This window comes from Priestia aryabhattai (genome assembly GCF_023715685.1).
GTDB classification, from domain to species: Bacteria; Bacillota; Bacilli; order Bacillales; family Bacillaceae_H; genus Priestia; species Priestia aryabhattai_B.
In genome coordinates, this window is sequence record NZ_JAMBOQ010000002.1 from 591,910 (window position 1) to 609,255 (window position 17,346).

General features: G+C 37.5%; 18 protein-coding genes. 16 read left to right on the plus strand and 2 right to left on the minus strand.

Features of this window, described 5'->3' with window-relative positions; translation table 11 throughout:
• The first annotated feature begins 122 nt into the window (after positions 1-122).
• The 15 genes from M3225_RS09910 to M3225_RS09975 all read left to right on the plus strand — a co-directional run bounded on the left by M3225_RS09910 (position 123) and on the right by M3225_RS09975 (position 14,696).
• Positions 123-1,004, plus strand: a complete 882-nt coding sequence (locus M3225_RS09910; protein ID WP_251393012.1) for an HAD family hydrolase — start codon at positions 123-125, stop codon at positions 1,002-1,004.
• 589 nt (positions 1,005-1,593) lie between these two features.
• Complete coding sequence (locus M3225_RS09915) at positions 1,594-2,418, plus strand: pyruvate, water dikinase regulatory protein (RefSeq protein WP_251393014.1); 825 nt, start codon at positions 1,594-1,596, stop codon at positions 2,416-2,418.
• A 120-nt stretch (positions 2,419-2,538) separates the two neighbouring features.
• Positions 2,539-4,041, plus strand: a complete 1,503-nt coding sequence (locus tag M3225_RS09920; RefSeq protein WP_251393016.1) for a malate:quinone oxidoreductase — start codon at positions 2,539-2,541, stop codon at positions 4,039-4,041.
• Between the two features lie 251 nt (positions 4,042-4,292).
• Positions 4,293-4,949 (plus strand): 2OG-Fe(II) oxygenase, encoded by a 657-nt coding sequence (locus tag M3225_RS09925; RefSeq protein ID WP_251393017.1) that lies wholly within the window; start codon positions 4,293-4,295, stop codon positions 4,947-4,949.
• A gap of 422 nt (positions 4,950-5,371) precedes the next feature.
• On the plus strand, positions 5,372-6,010 hold the full coding sequence (locus tag M3225_RS09930) for a thermonuclease family protein (RefSeq protein WP_251393018.1): 639 nt from the start codon (positions 5,372-5,374) through the stop codon (positions 6,008-6,010).
• A gap of 84 nt (positions 6,011-6,094) precedes the next feature.
• Positions 6,095-6,196: a sunset domain-containing protein gene (locus M3225_RS30010; RefSeq protein WP_442757245.1), complete on the plus strand. Its 102-nt coding sequence runs from the start codon at positions 6,095-6,097 to the stop codon at positions 6,194-6,196.
• A gap of 372 nt (positions 6,197-6,568) precedes the next feature.
• The gene (locus M3225_RS09935; RefSeq protein ID WP_251393019.1) at positions 6,569-7,123 is read left to right on the plus strand and encodes a GNAT family N-acetyltransferase; all 555 of its coding nucleotides are present in this window, start codon (positions 6,569-6,571) and stop codon (positions 7,121-7,123) included.
• Positions 7,124-7,320: 197 nt separating this feature from the next.
• The gene (locus M3225_RS09940) at positions 7,321-7,881 is read left to right on the plus strand and encodes a hypothetical protein (protein WP_251393021.1); all 561 of its coding nucleotides are present in this window, start codon (positions 7,321-7,323) and stop codon (positions 7,879-7,881) included.
• A 199-nt stretch (positions 7,882-8,080) separates the two neighbouring features.
• The gene (locus tag M3225_RS09945; RefSeq protein ID WP_251393023.1) at positions 8,081-8,911 is read left to right on the plus strand and encodes a YitT family protein; all 831 of its coding nucleotides are present in this window, start codon (positions 8,081-8,083) and stop codon (positions 8,909-8,911) included.
• 313 nt (positions 8,912-9,224) lie between these two features.
• On the plus strand, positions 9,225-9,638 hold the full coding sequence (locus tag M3225_RS09950) for a DUF4395 domain-containing protein (protein WP_251393025.1): 414 nt from the start codon (positions 9,225-9,227) through the stop codon (positions 9,636-9,638).
• A 192-nt stretch (positions 9,639-9,830) separates the two neighbouring features.
• Positions 9,831-11,354 carry a nickel ABC transporter substrate-binding protein gene (nikA, locus tag M3225_RS09955; RefSeq protein WP_251393027.1) on the plus strand — a complete coding sequence of 508 codons (1,524 nt, stop codon included), beginning with the start codon at positions 9,831-9,833 and terminating at the stop codon, positions 11,352-11,354.
• A 2-nt stretch (positions 11,355-11,356) separates the two neighbouring features.
• Entirely contained in the window at positions 11,357-12,298 is a 942-nt protein-coding gene (nikB, locus tag M3225_RS09960; protein WP_251393029.1) for a nickel ABC transporter permease, read from the plus strand.
• Positions 12,295-13,101, plus strand: coding sequence for a nickel transporter permease (nikC, locus tag M3225_RS09965; RefSeq protein ID WP_251393031.1), 807 nt, complete (start codon positions 12,295-12,297; stop codon positions 13,099-13,101). The genes nikB and nikC overlap by 4 nt, the downstream gene beginning before the upstream one ends.
• A 5-nt stretch (positions 13,102-13,106) precedes the next feature.
• Positions 13,107-13,916 carry an ABC transporter ATP-binding protein gene (locus M3225_RS09970; protein WP_251393034.1) on the plus strand — a complete coding sequence of 270 codons (810 nt, stop codon included), beginning with the start codon at positions 13,107-13,109 and terminating at the stop codon, positions 13,914-13,916.
• 9 nt (positions 13,917-13,925) lie between these two features.
• Positions 13,926-14,696 (plus strand): ABC transporter ATP-binding protein, encoded by a 771-nt coding sequence (locus M3225_RS09975; protein WP_251393035.1) that lies wholly within the window; start codon positions 13,926-13,928, stop codon positions 14,694-14,696.
• A 64-nt stretch (positions 14,697-14,760) separates the two neighbouring features.
• Here M3225_RS09975 and M3225_RS09980 read toward each other — a convergent pair whose 3' ends face one another.
• The gene (locus M3225_RS09980; protein WP_251393036.1) at positions 14,761-15,057 is read right to left on the minus strand and encodes a hypothetical protein; all 297 of its coding nucleotides are present in this window, start codon (positions 15,055-15,057) and stop codon (positions 14,761-14,763) included.
• A gap of 469 nt (positions 15,058-15,526) precedes the next feature.
• Here M3225_RS09980 and M3225_RS09985 point away from each other — a divergent pair, with 469 nt between their 5' ends.
• On the plus strand, positions 15,527-15,973 hold the full coding sequence (locus M3225_RS09985) for a DUF4385 domain-containing protein (protein ID WP_251393037.1): 447 nt from the start codon (positions 15,527-15,529) through the stop codon (positions 15,971-15,973).
• Here the strand turns inward: M3225_RS09985 and M3225_RS09990 are convergent, their stop codons facing one another.
• Positions 15,974-17,287 (minus strand): hemolysin family protein, encoded by a 1,314-nt coding sequence (locus tag M3225_RS09990; RefSeq protein ID WP_251393038.1) that lies wholly within the window; start codon positions 17,285-17,287, stop codon positions 15,974-15,976.
• Positions 17,288-17,346 lie beyond the last annotated feature (59 nt).

A 17,346-nucleotide genomic window follows, 5' to 3' on the forward strand; every position in this document is an offset into this window, starting at 1 on the left:
GTAAGGAGAGTATTATTATAGTAGTTTCATAAAAGAGAAAAGCAAAGTACATTCATTGAGTTTAAAAATGGAAAAGTTTATACTTGCCAGGTACACTCTTTTTACAAATAGGGGGAATAAGTATGTTGTTAAAACCTAAGGTAATTTTTTTAGATATGGATGGTACGATATTAAATCGCTCCAACAAAGTAAGTATTCACACAAAAGAAATCATTGATGATTTACGAAAACAGGGAATTTTTGTTTTTATCGCTACGGGAAGAGCGTTTGATGAAATAGAAGAGTTGGTTCCTGAAGGCTTTCAAGTAGATGGGTTTATCACATCAAATGGTATGGCAGGGTATGTAGGGAAAGAAGCAGTATTTCAGCATTCGCTTTCGCTTGAATTGGTGGAAACCATTATTGAAAAAGCAAGAGCGAACAAGGTATACTACGAGCTTTTCCCATACGGTACATCTCGCGTGACATTAAAACAAGATCAATCATATGTTGAAAATGAAATTAGAGATCCAAAGCCAGACAGTGTGGAAATTAATGAGTGGCTTTCCCGTAAACAAGCGATTAAAGAAGAAATTGACTGGAAAGATTCTGTAGAGGGAAGTGAATTTTCGAAGTTCTATTTCTTTGCAAGAACGCACGAGCATATCGAGGAATGGAAAGAGGAGCTTGAAAAACTCAAAAAAGAAATAGACTTTACAACTTCTACTTCATCTAAACATAATGTCGAAGTGATGGTTGCGAACGTAAATAAAGCAACAGGAATACAGCAAATGCTAAATTATTTTAATTTGCCCGAGCAAGACATTCTAGCTATTGGCGACAGCAACAATGATTTACCAATGTTCCAGTTTGCTAGCTATGCTGTAGCGATGAAAAATGCGCCGGATCATATTAAAGAAATTGTCGATGACATAACGGAGTTTAACTGTGACGAAAACGGCGTTTACCATTATCTTTCTAAATTTTTATTGCAAAAGTCTACTAATAGTACGCCCGTTTTATAAGAATTAATCCATGGATTGCCGAAGCATAAAGCAACGGTGAGATATAACCAACTATTCAAAACATCGTCTTTTAGGCGGTGTTTTTAGTATATATAAGGTGAAAATTAAACCATTCATTATTATTAGTTATAGCACTCTTAGCTAAAAAGAATAGATGAGATTAAACCTTCCATAATGTTCTTTTTCAAATCATGTTATAAATAATATAACTATCCTCGTGTCCATCTTTATAAAACGCCGCTCAGCGAGGTGAGTTCCATCATCTAAAAGCATAAATCCTTTTAACATCTAAACTTTTTCTTTCTTCAAACTTTTTATAAAATGCTGAGAAAAGGGATTGTATCTAAGTATATTTAATGCTAATATAACATTTAATGAAAATAGTATAACATATTTAGTTTTATTTTATAATTAGTATGACATAAATCATGAGTCCGATCGTTTTTTGAAGTGTTTATAATCACAGTGTCCAGGATATTAGTCCATTCATTACCAATAAAATATGTATCGTGTAAGCTGCTAAATTATAGTTGAACAAAAAATGCTAGCGTTATTAAACTATTAAAATCAAAGAATAGGAAGATTTAATGTGAATAAAAGAAAAATTGTTTATATAGTTTCCGACTCAGTAGGTGAAACAGCTGAGTTGATGGTAAAAGCAGTTTTAACTCAATTTAGTGGAGAAGATATTGAAATTCAAAATACTTCTTACGTAGAAGATGAGGGAAATATTGATAATATCATTGCTGAAGCAAGCTGTAATGAGTCCATTATTGCGTATACCATCGTCATCCCACCTTTAAAACAGTATCTTGACCAAAAGGCACAAGAAGAAGGAGTTGTAGCCATTGATTTAATGACCCCTCTTATGAGTGCCTTTAGCCAAACCTTTAATAAAGAACCTAATCTTCAACCGAGATTAACGAGAAAATTAGACGATAACTATTTTCGAAAAGTAGAAGCAGTTGAATTCGCTGTTAAATATGATGATGGACAAGACTTCAGAGGTATCAAGCGAGCTGATCTAGTGTTGATCGGTGTTTCGAGAACATCTAAGACGCCACTTTCTATGTATTTAGCTCATAAAAGTCTTAAAGTAGCCAATATACCGCTAGTTCCAGAAGTGACGCCTCCTGATGAACTTTTTGCTATTCCGAAAAATAAATGTATTGGTTTAGTTATTACACCGGATAAGCTCAATGAAATCCGAAAAGAACGATTAAAAAATTTAGGTTTAGCGTCTCAAGCCAATTATGCCAATGTAGATCGAATCCTTGAAGAGCTGGACTATGCTGAGAAAATTATGAAGCGCATTGGTTGTCCTATTGTTAATGTCTCAGGTAAAGCAGTTGAAGAAACCGCTGAAGTGATATTGAGCATGTTAAAAAAGAACAAAATGAAAGGGTATGTATAAAAACTCCCATTATGTAAGACAGCTAACTTGTCAGACATACTTAATCTATAGAGAGTCAGGTAGAACAGGCGTGTTGCTAAAAGGCGCTTTTTTAAAATATAAAAGATAAGGAAGATTGTGATGAGCAATGTATATAAAAAAACAGACGTTATCTTAATTGGGGCCGGAGTTATGAGCGCGACGTTGGGATCTTTACTAAAAGAGTTAGCGCCGGAATGGGAAATCAAAGTATTTGAGAAACTCGCAGATGCAGGAGAAGAAAGCTCGAATGAATGGAATAATGCAGGGACTGGCCATGCTGCACTGTGCGAGTTGAACTATACATCTGAACAAGCTGACGGATCTATAGATATTACGAAAGCAGTGCGAATTAATGAACAGTTTCAGCTTTCAAGACAGTTTTGGTCGTATCTAGTAAGTAGTAATTTAATTCATAATCCGCGAGAGTTTATTATGCCAATTCCTCATATGAGTTTCGTACAAGGAGAAAAGAATGTATCCTTTCTGAAAAAACGTTTTGAAGCGCTATCAAATAATCCGTTATTTCAAGGAATGGAGTATTCTGATCATCCTGAAAAGCTAAAAGAATGGATGCCGCTTGTCATGAAAGGCCGTACATCCCCTGAAGCAATTGCGGCAACCAAAATCGACTCAGGGACGGACGTGAACTTTGGGGCTTTAACTCGTATGTTGTTTACACATTTAAAGAGTAAAAGCGTAGAAATTAACTACAACCACAGCGTTGAAAATCTGACACGTACCGCAGACGGCTCGTGGGAAGTAAAAGTACATGATATTCATAGCGGTAAACAGGAATCCCACACGGCGAAATTTGTTTTTATCGGAGGAGGAGGCGGAAGTCTGTCTTTACTCCAAAAAACGAGTATTCCTGAGTCCAAACATATTGGAGGGTTCCCGGTAAGCGGATTATTTATGGTATGCAATAATCCCGAAGTTGTAGCGCAGCATCACGGGAAAGTGTACGGAAAAGCGAAGGTTGGTGCTCCGCCGATGTCGGTTCCGCACCTTGATACACGCTATATCGACCGCAAAAAAACACTGCTGTTTGGACCTTTTGCCGGATTCTCACCAAAGTTCTTAAAGACGGGTTCAAATTTGGATTTAATCAATTCTGTAAAACCGAATAATATCTTGACGATGTTAGCAGCAGGCGTCAAAGAGATGGGCTTAACGAAATACCTGATTCAGCAGGTGCTGTTGTCAAATGAAAAGCGTATGGAAGAACTTCGCGAGTTTATTCCAAACGCAAAAAGCGAAGACTGGGATATCGTCGTAGCGGGTCAACGTGTACAAGTAATCAAAGATACGGAAGAGGGAGGTAAAGGAACTCTTCAATTTGGTACAGAAGTTGTGAGTTCAGCTGATGGTTCCGTCGCTGCCTTGCTCGGGGCTTCTCCAGGTGCTTCGACTGCTGTTTACGTCATGCTTGAAGTGCTAGAAAAATGTTTCCCGCAGCATATGAAAGAATGGGAACCAAAAATAAAAGAAATGATTCCTTCTTACGGCTTGTCTCTGGTAGAAAATCCAGCGCTTTTTAACGAAATTCATGCTTCTACAGCACAAACGCTTGATCTAAGTAAAAAAGAACTTGTGTACCGATGATTTTGGTGGGTATTTGACACGTATGCTTTAGATTAAAAGAATTTTTTAGGTAGCTGTTATAAAGTATTTAAAATATATGTGAAACCTATAAGAAAAAATTAGGGAGCTCCATTATATTGCGGGCTTCTTTTTATTTATTTCCTTTACTAGCAGAATTTACTTCGTATACATGATATAATTCTTATTAGTAAGCGTTTCCATATAATGAAGTGAAGAATTGGAAAATAGCTATTTCGAGGAGTCGATAAAAGATGATTCTAACTAATACATCTTTAATAACGAAAGAACAAACGATTTTTAACCATTCAGGGAATAAAATTAAATTAGAAGACAGAGAGATTGATATTGTTGCTCGATTTGAAGAGCCTCTTGTTCTAGTTTTAGGAAATGTCCTAAGTAGCGAAGAATGTGACGAACTTATACAGCTATCCAAAGATAAAATGCAGCGATCAAAAATTGGCGCTGAACGTGAAGTAAACAGTATTCGAACGAGCAGCGGCATGTTTTTTGAAGAAAGCGAAAACGAGCTTGTACATCAAATTGAAATGAGACTTTCTAAGATAATGGGACCGTCTATTGAATATGCTGAAGGTCTTCAAGTTTTAAAATACTTGCCTGATCAAGAATACAAAGCGCATCACGATTATTTCACTTCTGCAAGTAAAGCATCTAAAAATAACCGTATTAGTACATTGGTTATGTACTTAAACGATGTCGAAGAAGGAGGAGAAACTTATTTTCCTAAGTTGGGTCTTTCCGTATCTCCGACAAAAGGAATGGCCGTATACTTTGAATATTTTTATAGTGACGCTGAACTTAATGACCGTACTCTCCACGGTGGAGCTCCTGTTATAAAAGGAGAAAAATGGGTCGCTACCCAGTGGATGCGCAAACAAAAAATTCGATAGTAAAACAAAGGTTTGAAGAGCCCTATTAGCTATTGTTAGTGAGGGCTCTTATTTACGTTACAAAAAAATAGTAATCATGTTAGCCAGTTATTATATTGAAATATTCACACTTGTTCTATTTGTGCGGCTATTCCCTATTCTTATAAGCCGGTAGACGAAAAATGTATTTGTAGTGTAAAATATCCTCATGATTAAAAATCTGGATACACTAAAACGAAAAATGTGTTCGTGAGATAAAAATAAAATAGGTGCTATTTAAAATAATGACTTTAAAACAGGTAACCAATTTTTATAACAGTTGCACGAAAAAACTCGTGAAAGGTATTTTCACGAGTTTTTGTTTTTAGGTGATTTACACTATTTATAAAATCATTTGACTTTTATATAGTAGATAGTGAATGTGTTAAAGGAGGACCCGGGTTTTGAAAGAAACAAAAGCAATTATTTACATCATGCTCGCGATGTTTATGCTGCTTCTTACTGGATGCAGCGATGAGCAGGCAAGTCATTCAACCACATCTTCTACCGGTACAAAACAAGCAGTTCAAGTAGAAGATTCATCAGATCAAGAAGACGATCATAGTCCTTCTAAAGCAAGTCGTGAAGATGTAGTAGGTGAGGCAGCTACGGTAGAAAGAGTGGTGGATGGTGATACGCTTAAAGTGAAAATGCTGAACGGAAAGACGGATCGCGTGCGACTACTTCTTGTCGATACCCCCGAAACAAAGCATCCCAAACTAGGCGTACAGCCCTTTGGTCCTGAAGCATCTGCTTACACGAAAAAAAGGCTAGAAGGACAGGAAATCACCCTTGAATTTGATGTGCAAGAGCGTGATCAATATGGACGCTTGCTTGCATATGTATGGATAGACAATGAGCTATATAATGAAGAGCTGCTAGCAAAAGGACTAGCCCGCGTAGCAGTATTTCCTCCCAACACAAAGTACGTAGATGAATTTAAGAAAATACAGGAGCAGGCTCGAAAAAGCAAAAAAGGAATCTGGAGTATTGAAAACTATGCCCAGGAAAAAGGATATAATACGGATGCTGTAAAAAATTAGTCCTCTTCTAATCAAAAAGATCCTCAATCTGCAGAAAGCTGTGAAGGTAAAATAAAAGGAAATCAAAATTCTAAAATTTATCACGTGCCAACAGGGGCGCACTACAATCAAACAATGAACAACGTCATTTGGTTCTGTACCGAAAAAGATGCACAAGAAGCAGGATACAAAAAAGCAAAGAACTAACAAAGAAATTCAGTAACTGCTGAGTTTCTTTTTTTTTTGTGAGTTCAGTAAAGGTTTGTATAGGAGTGGCTAAATACCATCCAACAAAGAACGAACAATCCGTATAAGAAGACGCAGGGGCCATATGAGCAGCTGAGGCACTTGAAAAAGAATTTCTGCTAAAACTTCCCATCCACTCATCGTAGTATCTTTCCGTTGACGGCGTTTTTTTATAGTCATCATCCATTCATTTGAAAATATACATTAATTATACAATGAAAGGAAGATTAGGAGTTAATTTTTTCTTTCTTTTCTTTTTCGTGTTAAAGTAGATAGGTAAGAAGTTTTGCTACAAATAACGCAAGCGAAGAGAATAAAGGGAGTTTGAAAATCGTGAAAATAAGGAAAGCAAGAAAAGAAGATGCTTCTGCTGTAACGGAATTACTTTATGATATGCTTGGCAGTATTGCACGCTCTCATACGGCGGCTACAACGAATGAAGAAGCGCTTTTAAGACTTAAAGCGTTTATTCTGTCTGAGAAGAATCGCTATAGCTATCATCATATTACAATCGCAGAAGTCGATGAGAAGGTAGTTGGACTTATGCTTTGTTACGAAGGAAGTATGTTACAAACGCTCTATGAACCAGTTAAGCGTTTTGTACGTGCTAAACTTAATAATCCAGCGTGGGAAATCGATATAGAAACTGAACATGGAGATTATTATATTGATTCTCTATGTATAGATGAAGCTTACCGTGGAAAAGGGATAGGAACGGCTCTTTTAAATGTAGCCAAGCAAGAAGCCAAAAAGCGTAAGATGTTTTTATCGTTAAACGTTGAATATAATAACGTAGAAGCCAAAAAATTGTATCAGCGTATAGGCTTTCAAGAGCATAAAACCATTTTTATTGATAAAAAACCATTTTTTTATATGAAGACTGCCTGAGCATCTTTACGGTAGTATTTTTTGTGATAAAATGGATATATAAGTAAAATAATAAAAACCACCAGCTCAGCACTTTTGCTGAGCTTTCCTGTAAATCGCGTAAACGTATCAAAATGGAAAGAATCCTACATCCAATGGACCATAAGCAAGCGGTCATGAAAGTATGTTTGCTGATGTGCCACATGAAAGGAGCGTGCATGAACATCAGAGGTCTTCCGTTTAATATGAGTTATCGATTTAATGAACAGCTTCGAGAAGTTCCGGTTAACCCACACCAAATGAAGCAGGGAATTATCTATTTAAAGAAACGAGCTCTTGAAGAAGAGGATGAGTGTGCCGCTGCTAAAACATATGGACATATTGGTGTATATGAGCGCATACTTGGGGAATTAACGAGCAGTGAAAGACATCTGCAGCTGGCCATTTATCTATATGACCGACATGCCGATACAATAGGTGAATTTTTGAATACGATCCGACTTGGACATACATATCACTGGCAAGAACAGTGGGATAAAGCGAATGAAACGTTTCAGCTACTCATTGAACAACTAAAAGAAGATGAAGACCTTCACATATATGAAGACTTTGTCTATCAGCACTATGGAAAATGTTTACTTGATCAGCGAGTTGTTTCCAGAGCACATCACTATTTTCAACGTGCATTAGAAATTCGATTAAAAAAAGGCGATAAAGAATTAATTGAGTCGACTAATTCCTGCATCCGTCTTTGTTTAAATAAATTAAAACATTCCTAGTATACATAAAAGATAAATGACTCATAGCCTTGGTTAAACATAATGCATAAACTTTCCGTTTGACAAACGTATGTGAACATATTATAGTCATACATGGTAATTTAAGAATACGTGATATAAAAACTAAACATAAGCGTCTCTTCTCTCTTAGAGAAGGGGCTTTTTTATGTGAATTTTTATGCCGAGGAGGGTTTCAGCGATGAGTAAAACAGTAAAAGATGTCATCTTTTTATTAATAGGTTCGTTTGTCTTTTCACTTGCAGTTAACATGTTCGTCATTCCGATCGGATTGGGTGAAGGCGGCGTTACCGGTATATCAATTATCTTATATTATACAACGCATCTTTCAACGGGCATCACTAACTTTATTCTAAACGGTATCTTGCTTATCGTAGGGTATAAATTTTTAGAGAAAAAAACCATCGTCTATACGATGATTACGATTATCGCTACATCTATTTTTCTTCATGTAACTGAAGGCTGGGGTCTTCATCTTCATGAAGAGCTCATTGGCATGGTTTTTGCCGGTGTACTGCTAGGCGTTGGAATTGGAATGATTTTGCGCGTGGGGGGAACAACAGCAGGTTCAGCCATTATTGCTCGAATTCTAAACAAGTTTTTAAGCTGGAAAGTGAGTCATGCGCTTTTAGTTGTTGATTTACTAGTGGTATTGGCTTCTTATTTTATTATTGGAATCGAAAAGTTACTATTTACGATCGTCATGCTTTACATTACAACAAAAGTAATTGACTTCGTTATTGAAGGATTTGATGCCAAGAAGGCCGTTACCATTATTTCAAGCAACAAAAACGAGGTAGCAGATCAAATCAATGGACAGCTTGATCGTGGTGTAACGATTCTAAACGGTCGAGGGAACTATACAAAAGAGTCAAAAGAAATCTTGTATGTTGTTATTAACAAACAAGAGCTTATTAAGCTTAAAAAGTTAATTAAAAAAATTGATGATGAAGCATTTGTTATTGTGCACGATGTACGAGATGTAATTGGAAAAGGTTTTTTAAGCGCATAAAGCTGCGATTCTTGGCAATTTTTTCTGACGTTGGTGTTTTTCGAAAAAGTATGATATAAGTGTGTCTAAAGACAATTCAATATACGAAAGGAAGAACCCATATGCGTAATAAAAGGCATGTAAAACGTCTTCTTCAACGCCGAATTCGTTCTTTACGATACATTGTCTTTATTTTATTTACAATACTGATTTTAAAGTACGTTAGTGAAATTATGTAGCTCTTTTTATATGAGTCTTATCGCTCGTTTGGAGTGCTTTTCCTTTTAAAGTAGTAAACCAATTTGTATAATTGGTTTTAAGAAGGAGGAATTCCATGAGCATTCCAAAACCATTAGTTCAACTTAATCAATTCTTTATCGTTATAACGGTTTTGATCGCCTTACTTGCGGCAAAGTGGCTTTTACTTTTGCCTTTTCTCGTTGGAGTGGTCCCACTTGCAACAAAGCGTAATCCCGTAATCATGGCAGGAAAAAAGTTTCTCAAAAAGCCTATTTCTTCTTATCAGATGGAAGATCGTGATCAGCAGCTTTTTAACCAATGGATTGCAACGGTATGTATAGGAGTTGCTTTCATTTCATTTGTACTGGGTTATACGCTTGTCGGCTATATATTTAGTATAATGGTGATTCTTGCTGCGGGTGTAGCACTAATGGGATATTGTATAGGCTGCACGATTCGTTATCGATATATGATGTGGAAATATAAAAGAAAAAAACACGCTGCATAAACAAAGCCTCGAGAAGGCTTTGTTTTTTTATGTTCATTTGTATGCGCTATCAATAAGTTTGATCATCATAATGAGTGAAAGCAGGTGTTATAAGAGCCTGTACCCTTTAAAAACCTTTGTTGACAAAGTAAGGTAAACAAATTAAACTTTTTATGATAATAATAATCGTTACGATTTAAAGGAGGGATTTATATGAGAAAAAAGATAAGTCTGCTGTCCCTAACACTTGTTACGATAGGTATGCTGGCTGCATGTTCGGGTAACTCCGCGAGTACCGAAGAAAAGAGTGAAAAGAAATCACTTGCTTTTGTATCGAATTTTCCAAGCGACACGCTCGACCCGCAGTTAAATTATACAACTGTACGAGCCGGCATTGCTGAAACGCTAGTAAAAGTTAATGAGCAATTACAGATTGAACCGTGGCTTTCAAAAAAGTGGAAAACAGAAGATGGTGGAACGACCTGGGTATTTGAGATCAGAGAAGGGATTGGGTTTCAAAATGGCAAGGCTCTGAATGCTGAAGCCGTGAAACATTCGTTAGAAAGAACGATAAAAGAAAGCGAAGCAATGAAGAGTGCACTTAAAATTAAAGAAATGAAAGCCAATGGCCAAATCTTAACCATTACAACAAAAGAGCCGCTTGCCACGCTGCCTTCTGAACTTGTTCACCCAAACACGGCAATTATTGATGTTGATGCTCCAGATATAAAAAATAAACCAGTGGGAACGGGGCCATTTAAAGTAGCTTCGTTTAAACCGGATACTGCAATAAAAGTAAAAAAATACAAAGAATACTGGGGCGGAGAACCAAAATTGGATGAAGTTATGTTAACATTTAATGATGATGAAAATGCACGAACGTCCGCCTTGCAATCAGGTGAAGCCGATATCGTGTACCGCCCGGCTATTGAAAGCTTAAATACATTAAAACAAGATTCTTCAATTGTAGTAGATATACAGCCGAGCCTCAGAAATCAAATGCTTTTCTATAATTCAAGGAAAGAAGCGTTTAAAGATAAAAATGTGAGAAAAGCGTTTGATGTATTACTAAATCCAAAAGATGTTGTCGACACAGCGCTTGCAGGTCAAGGGTCAGCAGCAAAAGGTCCATTTTTAGAGAGTTTGGATTTTTCGAACGATCAAAAAACTAAAACCTATGGAACGAGTGAAGCTCAAAAATATTTAGAAAAAGCCGGTTATACACTCAAGGATGGAAAAACAATAAAAAATGGAAAACAGCTTTCATTTAAGCTTGTTACATACCCTTATCGTCCAGAACTGCCATTAATGTCACAAATGCTTCAGTCAGAAGCAAAAAAGATTGGTGTAAAAATAGATATTCAACAAGTTGAAAATATGGATGAGTATATGACAACAAAAGATGATTGGGGAATGGTTACATATAGTCTAGTAACCGCGCCTCGAGGAGACGCAGGATATTTCTTTAATGCTCTTTATATGGAGGGAGGAGCATTTAATGTAGGGCATTTTCATGAACCAGCATTAACTTCCATTATTGCTGAGCTTAACAAAACGGTTGATCAAAAACAGCGCAATAAATTAGCGAGACAAGCTGGAGAAATAGTAGAAAAGGAAACGCTGCATTCTTCGATTGTTCATCCGAATAATTTTGTAGCCTATAGAGACAATGTGAAAAATTGGGTTACAACTAAAAGTGAATACTATGTTATAACAAAGGATTTAGATGTGAAGTAGATATGGAATTAATTGGTAAAAGAATAATAGAATTACTCATCTTTTTAGTTATACTATCGTTTCTCAGCTTTGTTTTAATGAAGCTAGCTCCAGGAGATCCCGTCAAGCAAATGCTTCGCGTAGACGACGTGGCAGTCTCTGAGGAACAAATGAATAACTTGAGAACAGAGCTAGGGTTTAACGAACCTGTATATATTCAATATGTAAAGTGGCTGAAGCGCTTTTTTCAGTTTGATTTAGGATCTTCGTATATGACAAAAGAGCCTGTCATCGATGAATTGGTGGAGAAGTTTCCGTCTACGCTGCGCTTGACGGTTGCATCTTTGGTTGTGATGCTGTTAATAGCTGTGCCACTGGGGACGCTATCAGCACTATATCCGAATAAGTGGATTGATTATCTCAGCAGAAGTATTTCCTTAATTGGAGCATCTATTCCAAGCTTTTGGCTCGGCCTTTTGTTTATACAGCTGTTCTCCGTGCGTCTTCAATGGCTTCCTTCAATGGGTACAGGCACAGCAGCTCATCTTGTGCTGCCTTCTTTAACGCTTGGTTTTGCCATGTCCGCTGTGTATATGCGAATGATTAGAGCTAGTCTGTTAGAAGGACTGAAACAAGATTTTGTACGATCTGCTCGAGCAAGAGGAATAAGTGAAAGCCGCATTTTTATTTTCCACGCGTTCCGGTATAGCTTAACACCCATCCTTACCATTTTAGGGACGAGCTTAGGCAGTTTACTTGGAGGAACGGTCATTATTGAAGTGCTTTTTGCTTATCCTGGCATTGGAAAATTAGTTATTGATGCCATTATGAATCGTGATTATCCTGTGATTCAAGGATACATCTTGTGGATGGGCCTGTTTGTTGTTTTAATCAATTCACTTGTGGATTTGAGCTACAAATATGTAAATCCCCAGCTCTATGTAAAGGGAGGGGATAAAACGTGAAAAAGCCTCAGCTTCCTTTTGTAGTGATAAGCGTGTGTGTTATTGCGCTCATTCTATTTTATCTGTTCGGCAGTCAGCTAACACCAACGGATCCCACACAAGTCAACATGCAAGATCGGCTTCAAAAAGCCACCTCTGATCACTGGCTAGGGACTGATCACTTAGGCAGAGATCTTTTTTCACGAATCATAGCTGGAGCTCAGACCACGATTGGGACTAGTTTTCTTGTCTTAGCTCTTTCTCTTTTGGTTGGAGTACCTGTTGGTTTAGTTTCAGGGTATATTGGAGGAAAGATAGATCGCTTTTTAATGAGAATTGTAGATGCTTTTTTAGCTTTTCCTGATTATATTGCAGCAATCGTCTTAAGCGGGCTGTTAGGGCCTGGATTATTCAATTTAATTGCCGCGATGGTTATCGTGAAGTGGGTTAGTTATGCAAGGGTAGTGCGCAGTATTGTACTTCAAGAAAAGTCAAAAGAATATGTGCTGATCGCTAAATTAAACGGAGTGGGAGTGTTTCATTTAATCCTACGCCATTTTCTTCCCCATGTGGGAGGACATATTCTTGTTCTTGCTACGCTGGATATAGGGAAAATTATTTTAATGATGGCTTCATTATCCTATATTGGACTAGGGGCTCAGCCTCCAACTCCGGAATGGGGAACGATGCTAAATGAAGGCAGGGCCTATTTTTACAATGCTCCGCAGCTAATGTTCATACCAGGAGCGGCCATTATTTTATTTGTGCTAACGTTTACAGCTTTAGGTGAATATATTCGAGGGAAATATCAAGTTAATCGGTAAAAGAGGTGATGGTCATCGTTTTAGAAGTAAAACATCTAGCCATTCATAATAAAACAACACACATTGTAAAAGACGTTTCTCTTACAATCGAACAAGGACAGTGGATGGCGCTCGTTGGAGAAAGCGGAAGCGGGAAAAGTATCACTGCTGCTTCGATAGGAGGACTGCTGCCGTCAGGTGTAACGCTTAAAGGAGGCTCTATTACCTTTAATCGGAAAGGAAACGCTTCTCATCATCAGCCTATCCTTGGAAAAGATATTTCGTATATCTTTCAAGATTACCGAAGCGCATTTACTCCTTTTTTAACAATTGGAAAGCAGTTTGATGAAACGATTCGTACACATAGTAAACTGGCTAAAAAAGACAGGAAAGCCGCCATTTTTCAGGCTCTAAAAGCTGTGAATTTACCCAATGAACGTGTATATAAAAGCTATGCTTCTCAGCTGAGCGGGGGACAGCTTCAGCGAGCTGCGATTGCTTTAGCGTTGATGATGAAGCCTGCCTTGATTATCGCAGATGAACCAACTACTGCTTTAGATAGCGTGGCAGCAGCTGAAGTTCTTCAGCTGCTGCACAAGCTGAAAGAAGAAGCAGGTTGTGCCATTTTGTTTATTACCCATGATTTGCGTCATGTGCGGAAATATGCAGACCGGGCAGCTATTATGTTAGCAGGAGAAATCGTGGAAGAAAATGGTATCGAATCTCTGCTTCATGCTCCGCATCACTTTTATACGAAAAAACTGTTTAACGCCATTCCTTCTTTACAAGAAACGCCTGATCGACTGTTAGATACGCAGAAAAAAGTGTTGATATAGGAGTAAGATATGAAAGAAAAAAGTATATTACGTGTCACGCAGCTTGTGAAACAGTATAAAGACATCAAAGCGCTAAATAATGTTTCTCTGCATATCGATAAAGGGGAATGCGTAGGGATTGTCGGAGAAAGTGGAAGCGGAAAAAGTACGCTTGTAAAAAGCGTGCTAAGGTTAACAGAGATTCAGCAGGGGGAAGTATGGTTTGCAGAGAAGCCTCTTCACAGGTTAAAAGGAAAAAAACTGCAGCACGCTCGTCTAGGCATGCAAGTTGTATTTCAAAACCCCGCGGCTTCTTTTAATCCGAAAGTAAAAATCATCGATTCTTTGCTCGAGCCTTTGCGTCAGCAGCGCACCATTCCTTCATTTTTATCTCATGTGAACAGGAATGAAAAAGAAATCGCTTTTTATTTGTTAGAAAAAGTCGGGATCAGCGCAGAATATGCGCTGAGTTATCCTCATGAACTCAGCGGCGGACAGCTTCAGCGTGTAGCGATTGCGCGTGCTATTAGCGTAGGTCCGTCTCTAGTGCTACTAGACGAACCAACAGCGAGCCTTGACGTTACGGTACAAGCAAAGATTTTAAATTTATTAAAAGATTTGCAGGAGACGTTTCAGCTATCTTATCTATTTATTTCGCATGATTTAGCAGCAGTAAAATTTATGAGCAGTCGCATGGTGGTTATGCAGCAAGGCGAGGTTATTGATCAATTTGAACGTGCAAGACTATTTGATGAAAACAGGCATCCCTATACAAAAAAGCTTGTGCGATTATTTGAATAGAGAGTAAAGCTCTTCGCTTATATACTAAACGAAGAGCTTTTTTAGAAATGAGAGGAAGGCAAAATCAGGGACGAGGCGGTGGAGTATGCATATGTATAAAATGGTAGCCTGCTTGACAGAGCATAATGAAACTAATAACAAGCACAACAAGAGGAATTAGCTTGTTTTTTCCTCGTTCTTCATATAGTCCGGCTGCGCTTAAAAGAAAGCCAATAGCAGCTAAAGGAGGAGAGACGCGAAAGAATAAATCTGCAGCGGTAAACCCTTGGTTTGTATATTTATAATAAAAAAATAGACCTGTAATTAATAAAAATAGTCCAATCCAAAACAGCGTAAGTTTTCCAAAAAGGGTTTTAGGCACTGTGATTTCACTCCTTTTGTCAGTCAAGTACCATAAAATACTAGCATAAAAAGTTCGGGTTTGCATTAGAGAAAAAGAACTTGAATTATACAATATGTGTAAAAAACAGGCTTGAAGTAGGAGGGATCAAGTATTCAAAGCGTTCAATGTGAAAAAATACATATCGTTGGATCGGTTGGAAGTGGAAAAACGATAAACTTATAATAGTAGCTAAAACAAAAACAACAATTCCATATAAAGTAGGAGTGATCCAAAAATTAGCTTTTATTCGGTTTTGCTGTAGCTTTATTGATATAACGAAATCTCCCGTATCATGATTTAATAAGTTCGGACTTCTTTTAGCTTGGAGAAAAAAAGTTAGTCATACTTATCCACCTATTATTACCCGCATCTGCATGTGAAAAACTTCTTTAAGAGAAGTTTTATCATTCATTTGTAAAGGGTAGAGATCAAAAAGGAGGGAAGAGCCGTGGCATTTGATTATTCACTTGATTTTGAGCATATTGATTTTAGAAAACATCCTGAAAAGTATAGAGTAGGAAAAGGAGAACAAGGAGTTCTCCTTGTTGAGCCATATAAAAGTGAAATTCTTCCTCATTGGCGTTTTCGAACACCTGAAATTGCTGAAGAATCCGCAGACGCCATCTATCAGCTTTTTTTGACCTACAAAGAAAAAAGCGATTTTGTTGGAATGGACATGGCCCGAAAATTTCTCCAAATGGGATACACGCGATCCAGGCGCTACGCGAACTACAAAGCCGGAAAGAAATACAGCAAAGACGGAGAGCGTAACGAACGGCAAATTGATGAACAAAAAGCAAAATCGGCGGCTATTTTTATGGAAAAATGGAAGGAGGTACGAGAGAATAAAGAGTACTTGAAATTTAAAAAAGAGCATCAAAAAAAGTACGGATAATCAGCTGTTATCCGTACTTTTTTCCTTTGTTATTTCAATTCGTTTGATATGGTGATGTTCAATATCAATGACTTTAAATGAAAAACTTTCGTGTGTGATGCTATCACCTTTAGCAAGATCAAACTTTTCGGTCAGCATCCAGCCTCCAATGGTATCAACATCTTCTTGTTCGATATTTGTTCCGAGTAAATCATTCACTTCTTCAATCAATACCTTGGCATCTAGCACGTAGTGATTTTCATTAATTTTGTGTACATCCGGTATTTCATCATCATCAAATTCATCACGAATTTCACCAACAATTTCTTCTAAAATGTCTTCTACCGTTACAAGCCCTGTTGTTCCTCCGTACTCGTCTATTAAGATGGCCATGTGAATTCTATCTTTTTGAATTTTAAGCAATAGGTCGTAAATGGCGATGGAATCAATGACTTGAATGATGGGTTTCATATACGTTTGCACGGTACGTGGTTTAATATCATCTTCTTTTATGTAATCCGCTAATATTTCTTTAATATTAACTAATCCCACCACTTGATCTTTGTTTCCATCTACCACTACTGGGTAGCGAGTATATTGCTCTACTCTAGCCATTTTTAAGAATTCTTCTATCGTTTCATCTGCTGATACGCTAACAATCTCTGTACGAGGCACCATGATTTCTTTAGCCGTACGATTGTCAAATTCAAAAATATTATTCATGAACTTAAATTCCGATTGATTAATCTCACCGCTCTCATAGCTTTCAGATAAAATAATTCTAAGCTCTTCTTCACTATGAGCTACTTCATTTTCAGAAGCTGGCTTCAGTCCAAATAATCCTACAACGCCTCTTGCTGAGTGGTTTAAAAGCCAAATAAACGGATAAAGTAACTTAGAAAAAAGAATAAGAGGCCGAGAAAATAACAGCGTCACTTGTTCGGCTTTTTGAATCGCCACTGTTTTGGGCGCAAGTTCCCCAGCTACCACATTTAAAAATGTGACAATCGAAAAAGCAAGAACAAAAGATATGACATGCGAAAGTGATGTAGCAAAAGGAAGCATGTCAATAAGCGGCTCTAATAAATGCCCTACCGTAGGTTCACCTATCCAGCCTAGGCCCAGTGCGGTAACCGTAATGCCCAGCTGTGTGGCTGAAAGGTAGCCATCTAAATTTGATACTACTTTTTTTGCTGCTAAAGCGTTCCGGTTTCCTTCTTCAATTAACTGGTCGATTCTAGTCGACCGTACCCTAATAACGGCAAATTCCGTTGCAACAAAAAAGGCTGTTAATATGATTAATACAATGAATAAAATGATATTTACTGTTTCCAAATTTATCTCCTTACTCCGTTGAAACGGATAAGGGAACACCTCCTTATAAAAGTTTGCTG

Excerpts from the sequence above, each read along its gene's own strand:
- M3225_RS09910 (WP_251393012.1), top strand. The coding sequence starts at position 123 with ATGTTGTTAAAACCTAAGGTAATTTTTTTAGATATGGATGGTACGATA.
- M3225_RS09940 (WP_251393021.1), top strand. The coding sequence starts at position 7,321 with ATGAACATCAGAGGTCTTCCGTTTAATATGAGTTATCGATTTAATGAA.
- nikB (WP_251393029.1), top strand. The coding sequence starts at position 11,357 with ATGGAATTAATTGGTAAAAGAATAATAGAATTACTCATCTTTTTAGTT.
- M3225_RS09945 (WP_251393023.1), top strand. The coding sequence starts at position 8,081 with ATGAGTAAAACAGTAAAAGATGTCATCTTTTTATTAATAGGTTCGTTT.
- M3225_RS09975 (WP_251393035.1), top strand. The coding sequence starts at position 13,926 with ATGAAAGAAAAAAGTATATTACGTGTCACGCAGCTTGTGAAACAGTAT.
- M3225_RS09950 (WP_251393025.1), top strand. The coding sequence starts at position 9,225 with ATGAGCATTCCAAAACCATTAGTTCAACTTAATCAATTCTTTATCGTT.
- M3225_RS09920 (WP_251393016.1), top strand. The coding sequence starts at position 2,539 with ATGAGCAATGTATATAAAAAAACAGACGTTATCTTAATTGGGGCCGGA.
- nikA (WP_251393027.1), top strand. The coding sequence starts at position 9,831 with ATGAGAAAAAAGATAAGTCTGCTGTCCCTAACACTTGTTACGATAGGT.
- M3225_RS09925 (WP_251393017.1), top strand. The coding sequence starts at position 4,293 with ATGATTCTAACTAATACATCTTTAATAACGAAAGAACAAACGATTTTT.